Origin of the sequence: Actinomadura sp. DC4, from assembly GCF_030406325.1 — a bacterium.
Classification (GTDB): domain Bacteria; phylum Actinomycetota; class Actinomycetes; order Streptosporangiales; family Streptosporangiaceae; genus Actinoallomurus.
In genome coordinates this window covers 12,188-28,497 of the sequence record NZ_JAUEQY010000008.1, presented here as the reverse complement: position 1 = coordinate 28,497, position 16,310 = coordinate 12,188, and the positions used below count along the sequence as shown (strand labels likewise).

The 16,310-nt window shown below is 71.0% G+C and carries 17 protein-coding genes; 3 read left to right on the top strand and 14 right to left on the bottom strand.

Features of this window, described 5'->3' with window-relative positions; genetic code table 11:
- Nucleotides 1-2 precede the first annotated feature (2 nt).
- The 3 genes from QWU11_RS15010 to QWU11_RS15000 are packed head-to-tail and all read right to left on the bottom strand — an operon-like array spanning nucleotide 3 to nucleotide 3,291.
- Nucleotides 3-1,196, bottom strand: coding sequence for a cytochrome P450 (locus tag QWU11_RS15010; RefSeq protein WP_290108751.1), 1,194 nt, complete (start codon nucleotides 1,194-1,196; stop codon nucleotides 3-5).
- Nucleotides 1,184-2,626: a PH domain-containing protein gene (locus tag QWU11_RS15005; protein ID WP_290108750.1), complete on the bottom strand. Its 1,443-nt coding sequence runs from the start codon at nucleotides 2,624-2,626 to the stop codon at nucleotides 1,184-1,186. Before QWU11_RS15005 ends, QWU11_RS15010 begins: the two co-directional genes overlap by 13 nt.
- 2 nt (nucleotides 2,627-2,628) lie before the next feature.
- Complete coding sequence (locus tag QWU11_RS15000) at nucleotides 2,629-3,291, bottom strand: PH domain-containing protein (protein WP_290108749.1); 663 nt, start codon at nucleotides 3,289-3,291, stop codon at nucleotides 2,629-2,631.
- Between the two features lie 243 nt (nucleotides 3,292-3,534).
- On the opposite strand from QWU11_RS15000, the gene QWU11_RS14995 reads away from it, so the two are divergent.
- Nucleotides 3,535-4,689 carry an NADH-quinone oxidoreductase subunit D gene (locus QWU11_RS14995; protein WP_290108748.1) on the top strand — a complete coding sequence of 385 codons (1,155 nt, stop codon included), beginning with the start codon at nucleotides 3,535-3,537 and terminating at the stop codon, nucleotides 4,687-4,689.
- Here QWU11_RS14995 and QWU11_RS14990 read toward each other — a convergent pair whose 3' ends face one another.
- Together QWU11_RS14990 and QWU11_RS14985 are read right to left on the bottom strand one after the other, a co-directional pair.
- Complete coding sequence (locus QWU11_RS14990) at nucleotides 4,690-5,346, bottom strand: response regulator transcription factor (RefSeq protein WP_290108747.1); 657 nt, start codon at nucleotides 5,344-5,346, stop codon at nucleotides 4,690-4,692.
- Nucleotides 5,343-6,473, bottom strand: a complete 1,131-nt coding sequence (locus QWU11_RS14985; RefSeq protein ID WP_290108746.1) for a sensor histidine kinase — start codon at nucleotides 6,471-6,473, stop codon at nucleotides 5,343-5,345. The genes QWU11_RS14990 and QWU11_RS14985 overlap by 4 nt, the downstream gene beginning before the upstream one ends.
- Before the next feature lie 144 nt (nucleotides 6,474-6,617).
- Between QWU11_RS14985 and QWU11_RS14980 the strand changes: the two genes are divergently transcribed.
- Both QWU11_RS14980 and QWU11_RS14975 read left to right on the top strand, forming a co-directional pair.
- Entirely contained in the window at nucleotides 6,618-7,802 is a 1,185-nt protein-coding gene (locus tag QWU11_RS14980) for a serine hydrolase domain-containing protein (RefSeq protein ID WP_290108745.1), read from the top strand.
- A 64-nt stretch (nucleotides 7,803-7,866) separates the two neighbouring features.
- Nucleotides 7,867-8,367 carry a tetratricopeptide repeat protein gene (locus QWU11_RS14975; RefSeq protein ID WP_290108744.1) on the top strand — a complete coding sequence of 167 codons (501 nt, stop codon included), beginning with the start codon at nucleotides 7,867-7,869 and terminating at the stop codon, nucleotides 8,365-8,367.
- A gap of 131 nt (nucleotides 8,368-8,498) precedes the next feature.
- On the opposite strand, the gene QWU11_RS14970 is transcribed toward QWU11_RS14975, so the two are convergent.
- The 9 genes from QWU11_RS14970 to ftsH all read right to left on the bottom strand — a co-directional run bounded on the left by QWU11_RS14970 (nucleotide 8,499) and on the right by ftsH (nucleotide 16,169).
- Nucleotides 8,499-8,834, bottom strand: a complete 336-nt coding sequence (locus QWU11_RS14970) for an MmcQ/YjbR family DNA-binding protein (RefSeq protein ID WP_290108743.1) — start codon at nucleotides 8,832-8,834, stop codon at nucleotides 8,499-8,501.
- A gap of 53 nt (nucleotides 8,835-8,887) precedes the next feature.
- Entirely contained in the window at nucleotides 8,888-9,361 is a 474-nt protein-coding gene (locus QWU11_RS14965; RefSeq protein ID WP_290108742.1) for a DUF3180 domain-containing protein, read from the bottom strand.
- On the bottom strand, nucleotides 9,358-9,879 hold the full coding sequence (gene folK, locus QWU11_RS14960; RefSeq protein ID WP_290108741.1) for a 2-amino-4-hydroxy-6-hydroxymethyldihydropteridine diphosphokinase: 522 nt from the start codon (nucleotides 9,877-9,879) through the stop codon (nucleotides 9,358-9,360). The genes QWU11_RS14965 and folK overlap by 4 nt, the downstream gene beginning before the upstream one ends.
- Nucleotides 9,876-10,238, bottom strand: a complete 363-nt coding sequence (gene folB / locus QWU11_RS14955; RefSeq protein WP_290108740.1) for a dihydroneopterin aldolase — start codon at nucleotides 10,236-10,238, stop codon at nucleotides 9,876-9,878. The genes folK and folB overlap by 4 nt, the downstream gene beginning before the upstream one ends.
- Entirely contained in the window at nucleotides 10,231-10,668 is a 438-nt protein-coding gene (locus tag QWU11_RS14950) for a nuclear transport factor 2 family protein (RefSeq protein WP_290108739.1), read from the bottom strand. Before QWU11_RS14950 ends, folB begins: the two co-directional genes overlap by 8 nt.
- Entirely contained in the window at nucleotides 10,665-11,486 is an 822-nt protein-coding gene (gene folP / locus QWU11_RS14945) for a dihydropteroate synthase (protein WP_290109135.1), read from the bottom strand. The genes QWU11_RS14950 and folP overlap by 4 nt, the downstream gene beginning before the upstream one ends.
- A 137-nt stretch (nucleotides 11,487-11,623) precedes the next feature.
- Nucleotides 11,624-13,399 carry a phosphatidylglycerol lysyltransferase domain-containing protein gene (locus tag QWU11_RS14940; RefSeq protein WP_290109134.1) on the bottom strand — a complete coding sequence of 592 codons (1,776 nt, stop codon included), beginning with the start codon at nucleotides 13,397-13,399 and terminating at the stop codon, nucleotides 11,624-11,626.
- A 161-nt stretch (nucleotides 13,400-13,560) separates the two neighbouring features.
- A complete protein-coding gene (gene folE / locus QWU11_RS14935) occupies nucleotides 13,561-14,157 on the bottom strand; it encodes a GTP cyclohydrolase I FolE (protein WP_290108738.1) in 597 nt (198 codons plus the stop codon).
- Complete coding sequence (gene ftsH / locus QWU11_RS14930; protein ID WP_290108737.1) at nucleotides 14,154-16,169, bottom strand: ATP-dependent zinc metalloprotease FtsH; 2,016 nt, start codon at nucleotides 16,167-16,169, stop codon at nucleotides 14,154-14,156. The genes folE and ftsH overlap by 4 nt, the downstream gene beginning before the upstream one ends.
- Nucleotides 16,170-16,310 lie beyond the last annotated feature (141 nt).

The window sequence follows — 16,310 nt, the reverse complement described above, 5'->3', positions numbered from 1 at the left end:
CGTCATACCTCGACGGGAAGCGACTCCAGGCCACGCAAGATGAAGCCCGGCTTCCACTTCGGCTCGGCCGTCAGGCGCAGGTCCGGGGCCGCGCGCAGGACGGCGCTCATCGACTCGGCCAGTTCGATCCGGGCCAGGGGCGCGCCCAGGCAGAAGTGGATGCCCGCGCCGAAGCCGATGTGGGGGTTCGGGTCGCGGGACAGGTCCAGGGCGCCGGGGTCGGCGAAGACCTCCGGGTCGCGGTTGGCCGAGGCGAACTGCAGGGCCACCTCCGCGCCGCGCGGCACCCGTACGCCCGCCACCTCCACGTCCTCCAGCACCCAGCGCTCGAACATCGGCGCCGGGGTGTCGTAGCGCAGGAGCTCCTCGACCGCCGTCGGGATCAGGCCGTGGTCGGCGCGCAGGCGGGCGAGCTGGTCCGGGTTGCGGAACAGCGCCCACCAGGCGTTCCCGGTGGCGTTGACCGTCGCCTCGTGGCCCGCGTTGAGCAGCAGCACGCAGGTGCCGACCAGCTCGTCCTCGGTCAGGCCCTCGACGGCGGCGAGCGCGGCGATCAGGTTGTCGCCCTTCGTGTGCCTCGCCAGGTCGCGCAGGCAGGCCGAGAACTCCTCCGACGCGCGGACCGCCGTGCGCTGGACGTCGTCCGCGGGGTCCAGCTCGTACATGCCGCAGATCTGGGCCGACCAGGGGCGCAGCAGCGGGCGGTCCGCCTCGGGGATGCCGAGCATCTCGGCGATCACGGTCACCGGCAGGGGCTCGGCCACCTCGGCGAGCAGGTCGCCTCCGCCGCGCTCGGCCAGGCCCCGGGCCAGGTCCCCGGCCAGCTCGCGGATGCGGGTCCGCAGGCCCTCGACCATGCGCGGTGTGAACGCCTTGGAGACCAGCCGCCGCAGCCGGGTGTGGTCCGGCGGCTCGACGTCGAGCATGCCCGCGCGGACGAGGCTCCAGAACGGCGCCAGGAACTCCGGCTCGTCCGGCCGGCCGAACTCCTCGTGCGTGGCGACGTGGAGGTAGGACCGGCCGAGGCGGCGGTCGCGCAGCAGCGCGTTGACGTCCTCGTGGCGCGTGACCACCCACTGGCCGGTCGGCTCGTCGAAGAAGACGGGCCGGTCGCGGCGCAGCTCGGCGTACGCGGGGTACGGGTCGGCGACGAAGTCCGGAGACCACGGGTCATAGCGCATGTTCAGGTCGCCCATCGGTCGGTGCGCTGGTCGGCGGCGCGGGCCCGGTACGCGCGGCCCGCGGCGGACTCCACGATCGCCCGCGCCTCGCCGAGGTCGCGGTTCTCCGCGGTGACCTGGACCGGGCCGGGAGGCGCGTCGACGTGGACGGTGCCCAGGCCCAGCAGCCGCTGCAGCGGCCCCGACGTCAGGCGTACGCTCTGCGCCCGCGCGTGGGCGATCACGTCGAGGCGGCGGCACATCCGGCCGCGCTGGGTGACGAAGATCGCGTCGTCGGTGCCTGCCGCGCCCTTGCCGAACGGCGAGCGCAGCCACGAGCGCCGCGCGGGCAGCAGGGGCACGGCCTCGGCGTTGATGCCCGGGAAGATCAGCCCGACGAGCTGGAAGACGACGTGCCGGGGCGCGACCGGCAGCAGGACCGAGGACAGGACCTGCCGGTCGCCGACGTACCCGGCCACGGTGACGTCCAGCCGCGCCCAGCCGTACCCGCGCCAGAGCAGCGGCTCGATCACGCGTACGGCCTGCACCCGGCCCGGCGGCACGGTCTGCATCCGCGTCTCCATCAGCCCGTAGCGCAGCCGCAGGCCGTCGGGTGACAGGGCGGCCTTGAAGTTGGTGTGCATGACCAGCGGGGCGATCACGCCGCGCGCCAGGCCCAGGAGCACGGGCAGCGCGGCGGCCAGGACGCTCAGCTCGCCGAACACCACGCCGAACGCCAGCAGCGCCACGAACAGGGCCAGCCCGCCGATCACCGGCAGCTTGAGCAGCTGCGAACCGAGCAGCGAGCCGAAACCGACCCGCCAGTACGGCCGCTCGGGCGCCTCGGGCGTGTGGCCGGGCAGTCCGGCGGCGCGGGCCAGGAGTTCGGCGCGCAGCTGCTCGCCCAGCGCGCGGGAGAGGTAGCGGAACTTGGTCTCCGCCTCGTCGCCTCCGGCCAGCTCGACGCGTACCTCGGCCAGGCCGAAGATGCGGGTGACGAGGGGGCGTACGACGTCGACCGCCTGGACGCGCGAGAGCGGTACCCGGCGGCTGCGGCGGCGCAGGATGCCGGTCTCCACGACGAGGTCGTCGCCGGCGATGTGGAACTTCGTCGACCACCAGGTCCAGAAGCCCACGATCGCCGCGACGGCCGTGACCGGCATCATGACCAGCACGAACCGCGCGAGCGAGCGCGGCGTCAGCACGAGGCCGATGCCGGTCGCCGTCTGGGTGATCAGCAGTGAGTAGCCGCCGAGCACGAACACGATCACCAGCGCGGACAGGGCGTTGATCACCGCGGTGGAGGCGTGCAGGCGGTGGACGCCCTGGGAGAAGTGCACCGGGGGCTTGGGCGGTGGACCGTACTGGGGACCGTAGGGGTACGGGCCGGGCGGGCCGTATGAGCCGGGCGGTCCTGGTCCGTACGGGGGCCGGTGGCCGGGCGGGGGCCCGTAGGGCGGTCCCATGCTCACAGGCCGATCGACCTCGCTTCGCCCTTCTGCGCGAGCCGGTCACGCAGGACGGCGGCGTCGCGGGCGGGCAGACCGGGGATACGCGCGTCGGTGGCCGCGGCGGCGGTGTGCAGGCGTACGGTCGCGACGCCCAGCCACTGCTCCAGCAGCCCGGCCGTCACGTCGACGTACTGCATGCGGCCGTACGGCACGACGACGAGGTGCTTGACGAAGAAGCCGTGCGTGACCAGCAGGTCGTCGGCGCGCTCGGCGAAACCCCACGAGCGGTAGACCAGCTCGGCCACGATCCAGCCCATCCCACAGCCGACGACGATCACCGCGAGCCAGATCAGGCCGCCGAGCAGCCCGCTCATGCGGGAGAGGACGAACGCGCCGATGATCGTGACCGGGAGGGCCCACAGCAGCACGGCGATGCGCCGGTGCCAGGTGAGCCGGGGCGACACGCGGGCCCAGGTCATCCCGGACGGCGGGTCGAAGGCCTGCTCGGCCCGGCCGCCGATCGGCACGGGCGAGGGCCCCGACGGACCGCTCGGCGCGGGCGCCGGGGGCAGCGGACCGCGCTGTGGCACCGCCAGTGAGCCGTGCGGCAGAATGCGCGGTTTGCCCGGCGGCAGGTCCTGTGGCTCGCCCGGGACCGGGTAGGGATCACCAGCGTTCATCGGGCATCGGGCGTGTGTGCTCCGGGCGGTGGTGTGCCGGAGCAGGGACGCCGCTCCCCTCTCGTGGTCGTGGGCGTGGGCGAGGGTCCCCAGGCTAGCAATGGGGCGTGCTCTCCCCCTCGGTACGGCTCAGCCGGATTCCCGGCCGTCTTACGGCGTAGAAGTCAGCGTTGCCGCCAACGCGGACAAGTCAACCTCAACGGGGAGGCATTCCGCGAGACCCGGCGTGGCACGATGGGCCTTGTGAGTATTGAGCGCATCGTTGGCGTGGGGGCCGGGGTCAAGGACCTCGCGACCGAGGACATGACGCTCAACATCGGCCCCCAGCACCCTTCGACACACGGCGTGCTGCGCCTGAAGGTCACCCTCGACGGCGAGCGCATCTCCGCCGCCGAGCCGATCATCGGCTACATGCACCGGGGGGCGGAGAAGCTCTTCGAGGTCCGCGACTACCGGCAGATCATCGTGCTGGCCAACCGGCACGACTGGCTGTCGGCGTTCGCCAGCGAGCTGGGCGTCGTCACGGCGGTCGAGCGGATGCTGGGCATGGAGGTGCCGGTACGCGCGGTCTGGGCCCGTACGCTCCTCGCCGAGCTGAACCGGGTGCTCAACCACCTGATGTTCCTCGGCTCCTACCCCCTGGAGATCGGCGCGATCACGCCGATGTTCTACGCCTTCACCGAACGCGAGCAGTTGCAGCGGGTCATGGAGGAGATCTCCGGCGGCCGGATGCACTACATGTTCAACCGCGTCGGCGGCCTGAAGGAGGACCTGCCGGCGGGCTGGCTGGGCCGCGTGACCGAGGCCGTCACCGCCGCACGCCGCGGGGTCGCCCAGATCGATCGGCTCATCATGGGCAACGAGATCTTCCGCGCCCGCACCCGCGGCGTCGGCGTGCTGACGCGCGAGCAGATCGAGCAGTACGGCGTGTCCGGCCCGATCGCCCGCGCCGCCGGCGTCGACTTCGACCTGCGCCGCGACGAGCCGTACCTCGCCTACGGCGAACTGGCCGACGTGCTCCGCGTCCCGACCCGCACCGAGGGCGACTGCCTGGCCCGGTTCGAGTGCCTGCTGGAGCAGGTGTACGTGTCACTGGACCTGGCCGAGGCGTGCGTGGAGAAGCTCGCGTCCCTGCCGCAGGGCCCGATCAACCAGCGCCTGCCGAAGGTCCTGAAGGTGCCGGAGGGCCACACGTACGCCTGGACGGAGAACCCTCTGGGCATCAACGGCTACTACCTCGTGTCCCGGGGCGAGAAGACACCGTGGCGGCTGAAGCTGCGCTCGGCGTCGTTCAACAACCTGCAGGTGCTGACGGAGATGCTGCCCGGCAACCTGGTCGCCGACATGATCGCCATCCTGGGCTCGATGTTCTTCGTCGTCGGCGACGTCGACAAGTAGCTACGCCGCGCCTGGGGAGATCAGGCCCGACTCGTACGCCGCGATGACGGCCTGGACTCGGTCGCGGAGGCCGAGTTTGCCGAGGACGTTGCTCACGTGGGTCTTCACCGTGTGCTCGCTCACCACCATGGCGACCGCGATCTCGGCGTTCGACAGGCCGCGGCCCAGGAGCTTCAGCGTCTCACGTTCGCGGGTCGTCAGGCATTCCAGGCCCTGGGACGTGCTCGGGCGGGGGCGGCGCGCGGTCAGGTCCGAGATCAGGCGGCGGGTGATCGTCGGGGCCAGCAGCGACTCGCCGGCGGCCACGACGCGTACCGCGTGCACGAGGTCGTCGCGGCGGACGTCCTTCAGCAGGAAGCCGCTCGCTCCCCCGTACAGCGCGTCGTACACATAGTCGTCCTGGTCGAACGTCGTCAGCATGAGTACCCGGCAGTCGGTCGTGGCGCAGACGACGCGGGCGGCCTCGATGCCGTCGAGGTTCGGCATGCGGATGTCGAGGAGGACGACGTCCGGGTGGTGCTCGCGTACGGCGGCCAGCGCGGCGTTCCCGTCGGAGGCCTCGGCGACCACCTCGATGTCCGGCTGCGCCTCCAGGATCATCGCGAAACCGCTGCGTACGAGCTCCTGGTCATCGGCGATCACCACGCGAATGCTCACGCGCCCACCCTCAACGCGGCGGTCACCCGGTGACCGCCTCCCTCGATCGGGCCCGCCTCGGCGGTGCCCCCGCAGGCCGCGGCGCGCTCGCGGATGCCGACCAGTCCGTACCCCGGCGGCCCGCTCTCCCCGCACCCGTCGTCGGTGACCGTGATCCGGAGCTCGGCGTCGGTCCAGTCGAGGCGTACGGTCGCCCGGGTCGCGGCGGCGTGCTTCACCGTGTTGGTGAGGGCCTCCTGCACGATCCGGTACGCGGCGACCTCGGCGTCGGCGGTCAGCGGGTGCGGATCGCCCGAGGTCCGGAGCTCGACGTTCAGGCCGGGGGTCCCGCCGACCTGGGCCACGAGGTCCGGCACACCGGCGACCGTGGGCTGCGGCGCCCGCGGTTTCTCCTCCCCCTCGTCCTTGAGGACGCCGAGCATGCGGCGGAGCTGGACCATCGCGTCGCGGCCGGCGCCGGCGATGGCGTCGAAGGCACGCTCGGCGCGCTCCGGATCGGTCCGTACGACGACCGGCCCGGCCTCGGCCTGGACGACCATGAGGCTGACGGCGTGGGCCAGGATGTCGTGCATGTCGCGGGCGATCCGGGCACGCTCGCCGGTCGCGGCGCGGGCGAGGTCCAGTTCGCGCTCGCGCTCCATCTCGCCGGCCCTTCGCGCGAGGGCCTGCAGCCGGATCTCCCGCCGCCGGGCCATGATCCCGAGAATGTAGGCGCACGTGGTGGTGAGCAGCCCGATCATGCTGGTGGTGAGGCTCTTGGACATGACGAGGGCGGTACAGCCCATGATGACCAGGACGATGACCTGCTGCGAGCGACGGCCGCCCCAGGCGATGGAGTACGCCGCGACGAGGAGGCCCCAGGCGATCGGCTGGTTGGGCACGTGGTGCACGACGTTGTAGGCGACCAGCGAGACGAAGATGACAGCGATGCAGAGCATCGGTGCCCGCCGCCGCCAGACGAGCGGCAGCGCCGAAGTGGCCATGAGCACCCAGGCCCACGGCGAGAAGGGGCCGGGCTGGCTGGCGCGCGGGATCACGAGGGGCGCGTAGAGCACGGCGAGGACGAGCAGCGCGACGACGGCGTCGGGGAGGTAGGCGTCGATGATCCGCTGTCGGGAGATGCGCACGGCCCCAGTATCCGGCGAGGTGGGCGCGCCGCGCCTCGCCCGTACGACGGAGATGCGGGGCCCGTCTCGCTCGTGCGGGCGAGCCTCCAAGATCGGTGCGCCCGGCGATCCGCTCGACCGCCCCGGAGCCGCACGATAAGGCCCATGAGAAAACATCTCGCCGCCATCGGCACGGTCCTCGCCCTCGCGAGCACGGCGCTCGCCGCCACTCCCGCCCTCGGGAGCACCGACCCGCTGCCTCCCCTCGACCCGGCCGTCATGCAGGACGCCATCGCCGGTCTGCCGAACTCCATCGTGACCGGTGCCCTGGTCAACGTGACCGGACCGGGCGGGCAGTGGAGCGGCACATCCGGCGTACGGGACATCCGCACCGGGAAGCCCGTCGCCGCCGACGGGAACTTCCGCGTCGGCAGCATCTCCAAGGTCTTCACCGCGGTGGTGACGCTCCAGCTCGCCGCGGAGGGCCGCGTCGACCTGGACAAGTCGGTACAGCACTACCTGCCCGGGCTGCTGTCGGCCTCGTACCCGACGATCACCATCCGCCAGCTGCTCAACCACACCAGCGGACTGCCGGGCGGCGACCTCGGCGCGGGCGACGCCCAGTGGTTCGTGGACCACCGCCTCGAGAGCTGGACCCCGCGCCAGATCGTCGCGGACGCGGTCACGCACCCCATGGAGTTCGCCCCCGGCACACTGCAGGACTACAACGGCACGAACTACTACATCGCCGGCCTGCTGATCGAGCGGATCACCGGCCACTCGTACGCGCACGAGGTCGAGAAGCGCGTCATCGCGCCGCTGTCCCTGCGCAACACGTACGTCCTGGACCGTCACGACCCCCGGCTGCCCGGCCCGCACGCCCACGGGTACGTCGCGGTCACCAAGGACGGGACGACCACCCTGCACGACGTGTCGGAGCAGAGCCCGTTCCCGTGGGCGGAGGGCGGCCTGATCTCCAACAGCGCCGACCTGGCCAGGTTCATCTCGGCGATCTTCCAGGGCCGTCTGGTGCCGCGGTCGGAGCTGGATGAGATGTTCACCGTCCCGAAGGTGAAGTACGCCGGCACGGAGAACTGCAACATCGGCCCGGAGGCGGGCCAGGCCTGCTACAGCGCCGGCCTGATGAAGTCGACGCTGCCGAACGGCCTGACCGGCTGGGGCAAGACGGGTTCGCGGCCGGGCTACACGAGCGGCATGTTCGCCACCCGCGACCTGCGCCGCGTGCTGGTCTACTCCCTCAACCCGACCGGGAACAAGGACGGCGCGGAGGCCCCGTACGTCATGAAGGTCGCCGCTGCGACCTTCGACCCCGACTTCGCCACCGGCTGACCGCCGTCCCCGGGCCGCCGGGCGGTTTGCCACCGGCGGCCCGCGGCTGGCAGCGTACGTCGGCGTGAGCGACGAACGTGACACGGCGCTGGCCGAGGCCGTACACCTGCGAGAACAGGGACAGCCGGCGCAGGCGCGCGAGCGGCTGCTGACCCTGGCGGACCGGCATCCGCAGGACGCCGAGATCGCCTACCAGACCGCCTGGGCGCACGACGTGCTCGGGCTCGAGGCGGAGGCCGTCCCGTTCTACGAGCGGGCGCTGAGCGGCGCCGGGCTCTCGCCGGAGGACCGGCACGGAGCCTGGCTGGGGCTGGGGAGCACCTTCCGGGTCCTGGGCCGCCGTGACGAGGCGCTGACGACGTTGCGCCGGGGCCTGGAGGAGTTCGCCGGCGACGCGGCGCTGCAGGCCTTCCTGGCCATGGCGCTGTACAGCGCCGGCGAGCCTCGTGAGGCCGTACGCGGGCTCCTCAAGGCACTGGCCGCCACCAGCGAGGACGGGCACGTACGGGCGTATCGCCGCGCGATCGAGTACTACGCCGACCACCTCGACGAGACCGTGGGCTAGGGCCTGGCTCGCAGTCCCCGTCCGTGGCGAGCGGCGTCCAGGCGGCGTCTCGCAAGGCGAAGGAGGAAGTCGGCCTGGTTCGGCCGGCGACCGACGACAACGCGGCGCGGCGTCGTACAGCGGGACAGGCGCTAAGCGTCGAAGTCCTTGACCACGCGTTTCGGGGCCGTCATGCGCCAGGCCTCGGTGACGAGCTCGCGGAGGTGGTCGAGGCCGATGCGCTCGACGTCGACGCCGACCCATCCGTGGTGCCCGACGTACGCCGGGTAGGTGAACGTCTCCGGATCCTCGGCGAGCAGCGCCGACTGCTCGTCCTTCGTCGCCTTCACGCTCGCCCCGCTGCCGTCCTCGGACATGATCACGAAGATCTTGTCGCGTACCCGGAAGGTCGCGCTCCCCCAGGTCTGCCGCTCCTCCGCCGAGGGCAGCGCGAGCGCGATCGTACGAAGGTCGTCACCCGATGCCATCCACAGCCTCCTGCCGTCGCCGAAGAAAACGCTACGCGACGGCGGTGACGGAATCAGATGCGCGAGGCCGAGTGGTGTTCGTCCTCGTCCTCGGGGCCCTTGGGGACACGGCAGGCGTGTTCGAGGATCAGGGCGCCGACGATCAGCGCCGCGGCCGCCAACACCGTGCCGCCGCTCACGAAGAAGTCGCGGCGCGGCGTCGGCTTGTCCAGCGACGAGGCCAGGTAGATCACCATGCCGCCGAAGACGCCGGCCAGCACCGCCGCGCCGTGCGCGCTCGCCTTCGCCAGCGCCGCCAGTCTCGCGGCGACCAGCGGCTCGATCGGCTTGGTGCCCGGGCGGCGCCGGATGCGCGCCCGCGTCACCAGCGCGGTGTACAGCTCACCCAGGGCGAGCAGCAGCAGCGACGGGACCATCGTCCATGGCAGGAGCGGCAGCGAACCGTACAGGAAGCGCACCACCGACCACGTGAGCACCGCCGCCACGATCAGGGCGACGGCCAGGACGGAAAGACGGGTCGGCTTCACGCGGGCGGCTGGAGGGAGAGGTCGTCGCGGCGGCGCAGGTCCTGGTCGGCCACGTCCGGCAGCAGGTCGGTCAGCCGGCCCCGGCCCGGCAGGGTGGCCTCGGGTTCGAGGTCGCACCACGGCCGCAGCACGAAGGCGCGCTCGCCCGCACGGGGGTGCGGCAGGAGCAGGTCCGGGTCGTCCGAGGTCACGTCGCCCATCGTCACGATGTCGATGTCGAGGGTGCGCGGCCCCCAGCGGACGTCGCGCGTACGGTCCATGGCGTCCTCGATGGCCAGGACGCGTTCGAGCAGCGACTCGGGCGCGACACGGCTGTTCGCGACGATCACGACGTTGAGGAAGTCGCCCTGCTCGGGGCCGCCGACGGGCTTGGTCTCATAGACCGGCGAGAGGGCGATGAAGTCCAGCCCCGGGGCGTCGAACAGCGCGTCGATCGCCTCCTGGAGATTGTCCAGCCGGTCGCCGAGATTGCTGCCGAGGGAGAGCACGGTGTGGCGCTTCTCCGTGGATGTCGTCATTGGCGGCTCCGATGAATGGTCACGGCAACGTCGGAAAAGGGGTGCGGCACGGGAGCACTCGGCTTGTGCACGGTGACCTCCACTTCCTCGACCTGGGGCGGATCGAGGCACAGCGCCGCGAGGCGGTCGGCCAGAGTCTCGATGAGGTTGACGGGCTCACCTTCGACCACGGCGACCAACCGGTCGGCCAGTGCGCCGTAGTCCACCGTACGCAACAGATCGTCGCCCGCGGCGGCCGGGCGGGTGTCGAGGCCCAGGACGACGTCGATCACGAACTCCTGGCCGAGCTCACGCTCGGCCGGCAGGCAGCCGTGGCGTCCGCGGGCGCGCAGCCCGGTCAGGGCTATCCGGTCACTCATCCTCGCCGTCCTCTTCACGGTTCAGCACCGGCGAACCGTGGTGCAGCCACATCCGCCAGCCCTCGTCCGTACGGATGAACGCGTTGGTCGTCACGACGCTTCCTCCGGACGTGAGCGCGTTCGCGGATTCTTCGACCGCGGTGATGATGTTCTCCGAGCAGGTGAGGATCGCCTGGTCACCGGAGACGCGCACCTGCGTGTCGGTGAGCACGAACTGGATGTACGGGGTGTTCGCCATGATCAACGCCCAGGAGCGCAGGACCGTGCCCCGGCCGCGCAGCAGCGGCCATCCGGGGTGCACGCAGACGACCTCCTCCGCCTGCGGGCCGTCCGCCCACACCAGGCCCATCCGGTCGAGGTCGGCGGACTCGAAGGCGGCGTAGAACTCGGCGTTGACCGCCTCCACCGCGCTCACGTCGATCTCGGTCACGTTTCCTCCGTACGGGAGGCGGCGGCCCCCCAGGCGGCGGCGGCGCGCACGGCATCGGCGTTGGGACGCACGTTGTGCACGCGTACGCACCAGGCGCCCGCCGCCGCGGCCAGGGCGGTGATCGCAACGGTCGCGTCGTCGGACTCGGCGAACGGCCGCGGGGTGCCGTCCGACGCGGCGAGCAGCCGGCCGAGGAAGCGTTTGCGGGAGGCGGCGATCATCACCGGATGCCCGAGTTCGACGAGCGCGTCGAGGTGCGCCAGGAGCGTCCAGTTGTGGTTGTCCGCGGGCCGCTTGGCGAAGCCGAGCCCCGGGTCGACGATCAGCCGGGCCGGGTCGACGCCCTCGCGGACGATCGCACCGATGCGGGCGCGCAGCTCGTCGGTGACCTCGCGTACGACGTCGGCGTAGACGGCGCGGGTGTCCATGTCGTGGCTGTGCCCGCGCCAGTGCATCACGACGTACGGCACGGCGGTCTTGGCCACCACGCGCGACATGGCCGTGTCGGCCAGCCCGCCGCTGACGTCGTTGACGAGCCGGGCGCCGGACGCGACCGCCAGCTCGGCCACCTCGGCCCGCATGGTGTCCACGCTGACCGGTACGCCCTCGGCGGCGAGCGCCTCGATCACCGGGATGACCCGGCGGAGCTCCTCCTGGAGGGAGACCCGCTGGGCACCGGGCCGGGTGGACTCTCCGCCGACGTCGACGATGTCCGCGCCGTCGCGTACGAGGTCCAGACCGTGCCGGATCGCCGCCCGGTGGTCGAAATAGGTCCCGCCGTCGGAGAAGGAGTCGGGGGTCACGTTGACCACGCCCATGACGAGACAGCGCCCAGGGCTGGGCAGGCCGTCGATGCTCATGGTCATACCGATCAGCCTAGGGCCTGTCCCGAAGTCTCGCTGTCCGGCTGCGAGGAGACCTCGGGACAGGCCCGAGGCCTGCGCGGGTGCGGGCGTCAGGGCGAGGGCAGGGTGCGCTTCGGCGGGCGCTTGAGGCCCGGGATGCGCAGCCGGGGCCACACGATGAACGCCTCGGCCTCCAGTGCCGCCAGCGCGATTCGCGGGGCGTCGTTGAGGCTCGGGTAGACGAAGAACCGCGGCTGCCAGACCGGCTGGAACTTGGCGTTGAACTTGTACAGCGACTCGATCTGGAACCACCGCGACAGGAAGACCAGCAGGCCGCGCCAGGCCTTGAGCACCGGGCCGGCGCCGATCCGCTCGCCGCGGGCCAGCGCCGCGCGGAAGACCGCGAAGTTGAGGGACACGCGCTTGACGCCGAGGTCGGGCGCGGCCTTGATCGCCTCGACGATCAGGAAGTCGTTGAGGCCCGGCTGGGCGGAACGGTCGCGGCGCATGAGGTCGAGGGAGAGCCCGTCGGTGCCCCAGGGCACGAAGTGCAGGATGGCGTGCAGCTCGCCGTCCTTGGTCGCGGTGGCGAACACGCACTCCTCGTCCCCCGGCTCGCCGACCCGGCCGAGCGCCATCGAGAAGCCGCGCTCGTTGTCGGTGCCGCGCCAGGTCCCGGCCCGCTCCCACAACGACCGCAGCTCATCCGGCTCGTAGTCCTTCTCCCGGCGGATCTCGGCGACGTATCCCTGCCGGCCCACGCGGTTGACCATCTGCCGGACGTTGCGCATCGTACGGCCGTCGAGGGAGAACTCCGCCGCGTCCACGATCGCCTCGTCGCCGAGCTCCAGCGCGGACAGCCCGGAGTCGCGGCACCAGATCTCGGCGCCGAGCTCGCTGCAGCCCATGACGGCGGGCGCCCAGGCGTGCCGGGCCGCCTCCTCCAGAAAGGCCTCGATGGCGCCGGGCCAGGCCTCCGGGTCGCCGATCGGGTCGCCGCCCGCCAGCATCACCCCGGACACCACCCGGTAGGTCACGCAGGCCTTGCCGGTGGGCGACCAGATCACGCTCTTGTCGCGGCGGAGGGAGAAGTAGCCCAGGGAGTCGCGGGCGCCCTGGCGGTCGAGGAGCGCGCGGATGCGTTCTTCGTCCTCGGCGGACAGTGACGGGGCGGGCTCGGCGGGCCGCAGGAACAAGAAGGCCGTCATCAGGCCGGTGAACAGGCCGAGCGAGCCGAGCATGAGGCTGAACAGGTCGTTCTTGCGGTCCGAGACGAATGTCACCGGCCCGGTGGCGCCGAACAGCCCGCCGATGACGTGCTCCAGCCGGTCGGGGAAGGGGTAGTTGTGGTCCAGGCCGCCGGAGTTGAGGGCGATGAACAGCAGCCCGAGCGCCACGCTGAACGCGGCGAGGAACGATCCCACCCACAGCGCCCGCCAGCGCGTGCGCGGGTCGCCGGTCGCGTAGAACTCCTCACGGAGGTAGACCAGCGCGGCGAGCATCGCCGCGGCCACGATCGCCGAGATCGCGAAGTCCTTGACGATGTGGGAGAAGACGGTGAAGGCGAGCAGCCCCACGACCGCGCGCCAGGCGCGGCGCTTGCGGCGGCGCAGGCCGTGTGAGAGCAGGAGGAACAGCACGCCGGCGACCAGGGTCGCGGTACGGGCGGCGTTGTTCACGGCGCCGGGGACGAACTCGTCGACGCGGACCATGCGGCGGTGCCACTCGGGCAGCAGGGCGCCGAGCGCGTCGAGCAGCCCGATGAGGAACGTCATCCAGCCGGCGACCGCCGGAACCCAGCGGCGCTGACGACGACGTTCCTGAACCGCCTCGCGCCCCTCGCCTTCGGGGAGCTCCGAGGTCTTACGTTTCGACTCCACCACCATCACGGCCCCACAGCGTAGTCAGCCGGATATCCGCCGCACGTGATCTTGACTATTTTACTTTGCCCGATTTAACAGGCGGTTGTGGCGACGTGTCCCCGAGTCACGGTAACACCGCAGACTCTTTGTTCGACGTTGAGTCAGGGACGTTGGTTCGCGCGTGGTCAGCGGCCGAGGATGAGACTCATCGCCTCGGCGCGGGTGCTCGGCTCGTCGCGGAAGTCGCCGCGTACGGCCGACGTCAGCGTCTTGGCACCGGGCTTACGGACCCCGCGCATGGTCATGCACAGGTGCTCGGCCTCCACGACGACGATGACACCGCGAGGCTTGAGCACGTCGACCAGGGCGTCGGCGATCTGCGAGGTCATGCGCTCCTGCACCTGCGGGCGCCGGGCGTAGACGTCGACGAGCCGGGCCAGCTTGGAGAGCCCGGTGATCTGGCCCTTCTCGTTGGGGGTGTAGCCCACGTGCGCCACCCCGTGGAACGGCACGAGGTGGTGCTCGCAGAGGCTGTAGACCTCGATGTCCTTGACGATCACCATTTCGTCGTGATCGGCGTCGAACACCGTGCTGAGGACGTCTTCCGGGCGCTGGCGCATGCCGGCGAGCTGCTCGGCGTACGCGCGGGCGACCCGGGCCGGAGTGTCGACAAGACCATCGCGGTCGGGGTCCTCCCCGACCGCGATGAGGATCTCGCGGACCGCCTTCTCGACGCGTGCCTGGTCGATCGGCGGTCCGTGCGGCTCTGGAGCTGGGGTCACGCCGGGCCTTCGCGGTCGTCCTGCTCCTCGTGGTCCGCCGCAGTGCTACGGGAGCTTCCGCTGCCGTTGCCCTGCGTCAGATCCTGTACGTCCTTCGGCCCCATGAGCGCGAGCTCCTTGGGCGTCAGCACCGGCGGACGGTCCGAGGGAAGCCGCTTGCCGTACCCGCTGTAGGACGGGGCGGCCGGCCGCTTCTCGATCGGCGCGAAGATGTCGATGACCTGGTTCTTGGACAAGGTCTCCTTGTCCATGAGCTGGAGGACGAGATCGTCGAGCACGTCGCGGTATTCGACCAGGATCTCCCACGCGATGTCGTGGGCGGCCTCGATCAGACGCCGGACCTCGTCGTCGATCGCGGACGCGATCTCCTCGGAGTAGTCACGGGCGTGCGACATGTCCCGGCCGAGGAACGGCTCGCCGTTGCCCTCGCCGAACTTGCGGGCGCCCAGGCGCTCGCTCATGCCGTACTCGGTGATCATCTTCCGGGCGATCGAGGTGGCCTTCTCGATGTCGTTGGCCGCGCCGGTCGTCGGCTCGTGGAAGACGAGCTCCTCGGCCGTACGGCCGCCGAGCAGCATGGCGAGCTGGTCGAGCATCTCCGAGCGGCTCGCCAGGAACTTGTCCTCCATCGGGAGCGTCATCGTGTAGCCCAGCGCCTGCCCGCGGGACAAGATCGTGATCTTGTGCACCGGGTCGGCGTTCGGCAACGCGTGCGCCACCAGGGCGTGGCCGCCCTCGTGGTAGGCGATCGTCTTCTTCTCCCGGTCGGACATGACCCGGCTCTTGCGCTCCGGGCCGGCCATGACGCGGTCGATGGACTCCTCAAGGGTGTCCATGTCGATCTGCTTGCGGTCCATACGGGCCGTCAGCAGAGCCGCCTCGTTGATGACGTTGGCCAGGTCGGCGCCGGTGAAGCCCGGCGTCCGACGCGCGATCGTGTCGAGCTCGACGTCGGGCGCGAACGGCTTGCCGCGGCCGTGAACCCGCAGGATGCCCTTGCGGCCCTCCAGGTCCGGCCGGTCGATGACGATCTGCCGGTCGAACCGCCCCGGGCGCAGCAGCGCCGGGTCGAGGATGTCGGGCCGGTTGGTCGCCGCGATCAGGATCACGCCGCCCTTGACGTCGAAGCCGTCCATCTCGACGAGCAGCTGGTTGAGCGTCTGCTCGCGTTCGTCGTGCCCGCCGCCCAGCCCGGCACCACGGTGCCGGCCGACGGCGTCGATCTCGTCCACGAAGATGATCGAGGGCGCGTTCGCCTTGGCCTGCTCGAACAGGTCGCGCACGCGGGAGGCGCCGACACCGACGAACATCTCGACGAAGTCCGAACCGGAGATCGAGTAGAAGGGCACGCCCGCCTCGCCGGCGACGGCGCGGGCGAGCAGCGTCTTGCCGGTACCGGGTGAGCCGTAGAGCAGCACGCCCTTGGGAATCTTGGCTCCGATGGCCTGGAACTTGGCCGGATTCTGCAAGAACTCCTTGATCTCCTGGAGCTCCTCGATGGCCTCGTCGGCCCCGGCCACGTCGGCGAACGTGGTCTTCGGAGTGTCCTTCGTCACCAGCTTCGCCCGCGACTTGCCGAAGTTCATCACCCGGGAGCCGCCGCCCTGCATCTGGTTCATGATGAACAGGAAGATCAGCACGACGACGACGATCGGCAGGAAGCTGAACAGCAGGCTCAGGAAGACGTTCTGCTTGGGGACCGAGACCGTGTAGCTCTTGATCTGCCCGGCCGCGGCCTTGGTCTGCAGTTGCCGCGCGAGGTCGAGGCCCTGGCCGTCGACCCATGACGCCTGCAGCTGCTTGCCGTTCTTGAGCTTGACCTCGATCCGCTGATCTTTGTCAATGATCTGGGCGGAGGTCACCTCGTTGTTCTGGATGGCCTGTACGACCCTCGAGGTGTCGGCCTTCTCGTACGAGCCACCGGGATTGATCCCGTACATGACGAGGAGTACCAGCGCCCCGAAGGCCAGAATCCAGAGCAACGGCCCGCGAAAGTAGCGCTTCAGATCCATTTATGCGGCGCCCCGCGATGGGGCCCCGTCCCTCCTGACCAGCGTCATCAGACCTCGTCGCGCGAACGCCCGCCGAGGCGGCCTTCCTTAGTGTGGCCCGCAAGGAGCCTGAGATAACGAAGGTACACCGGAGTCACGGAA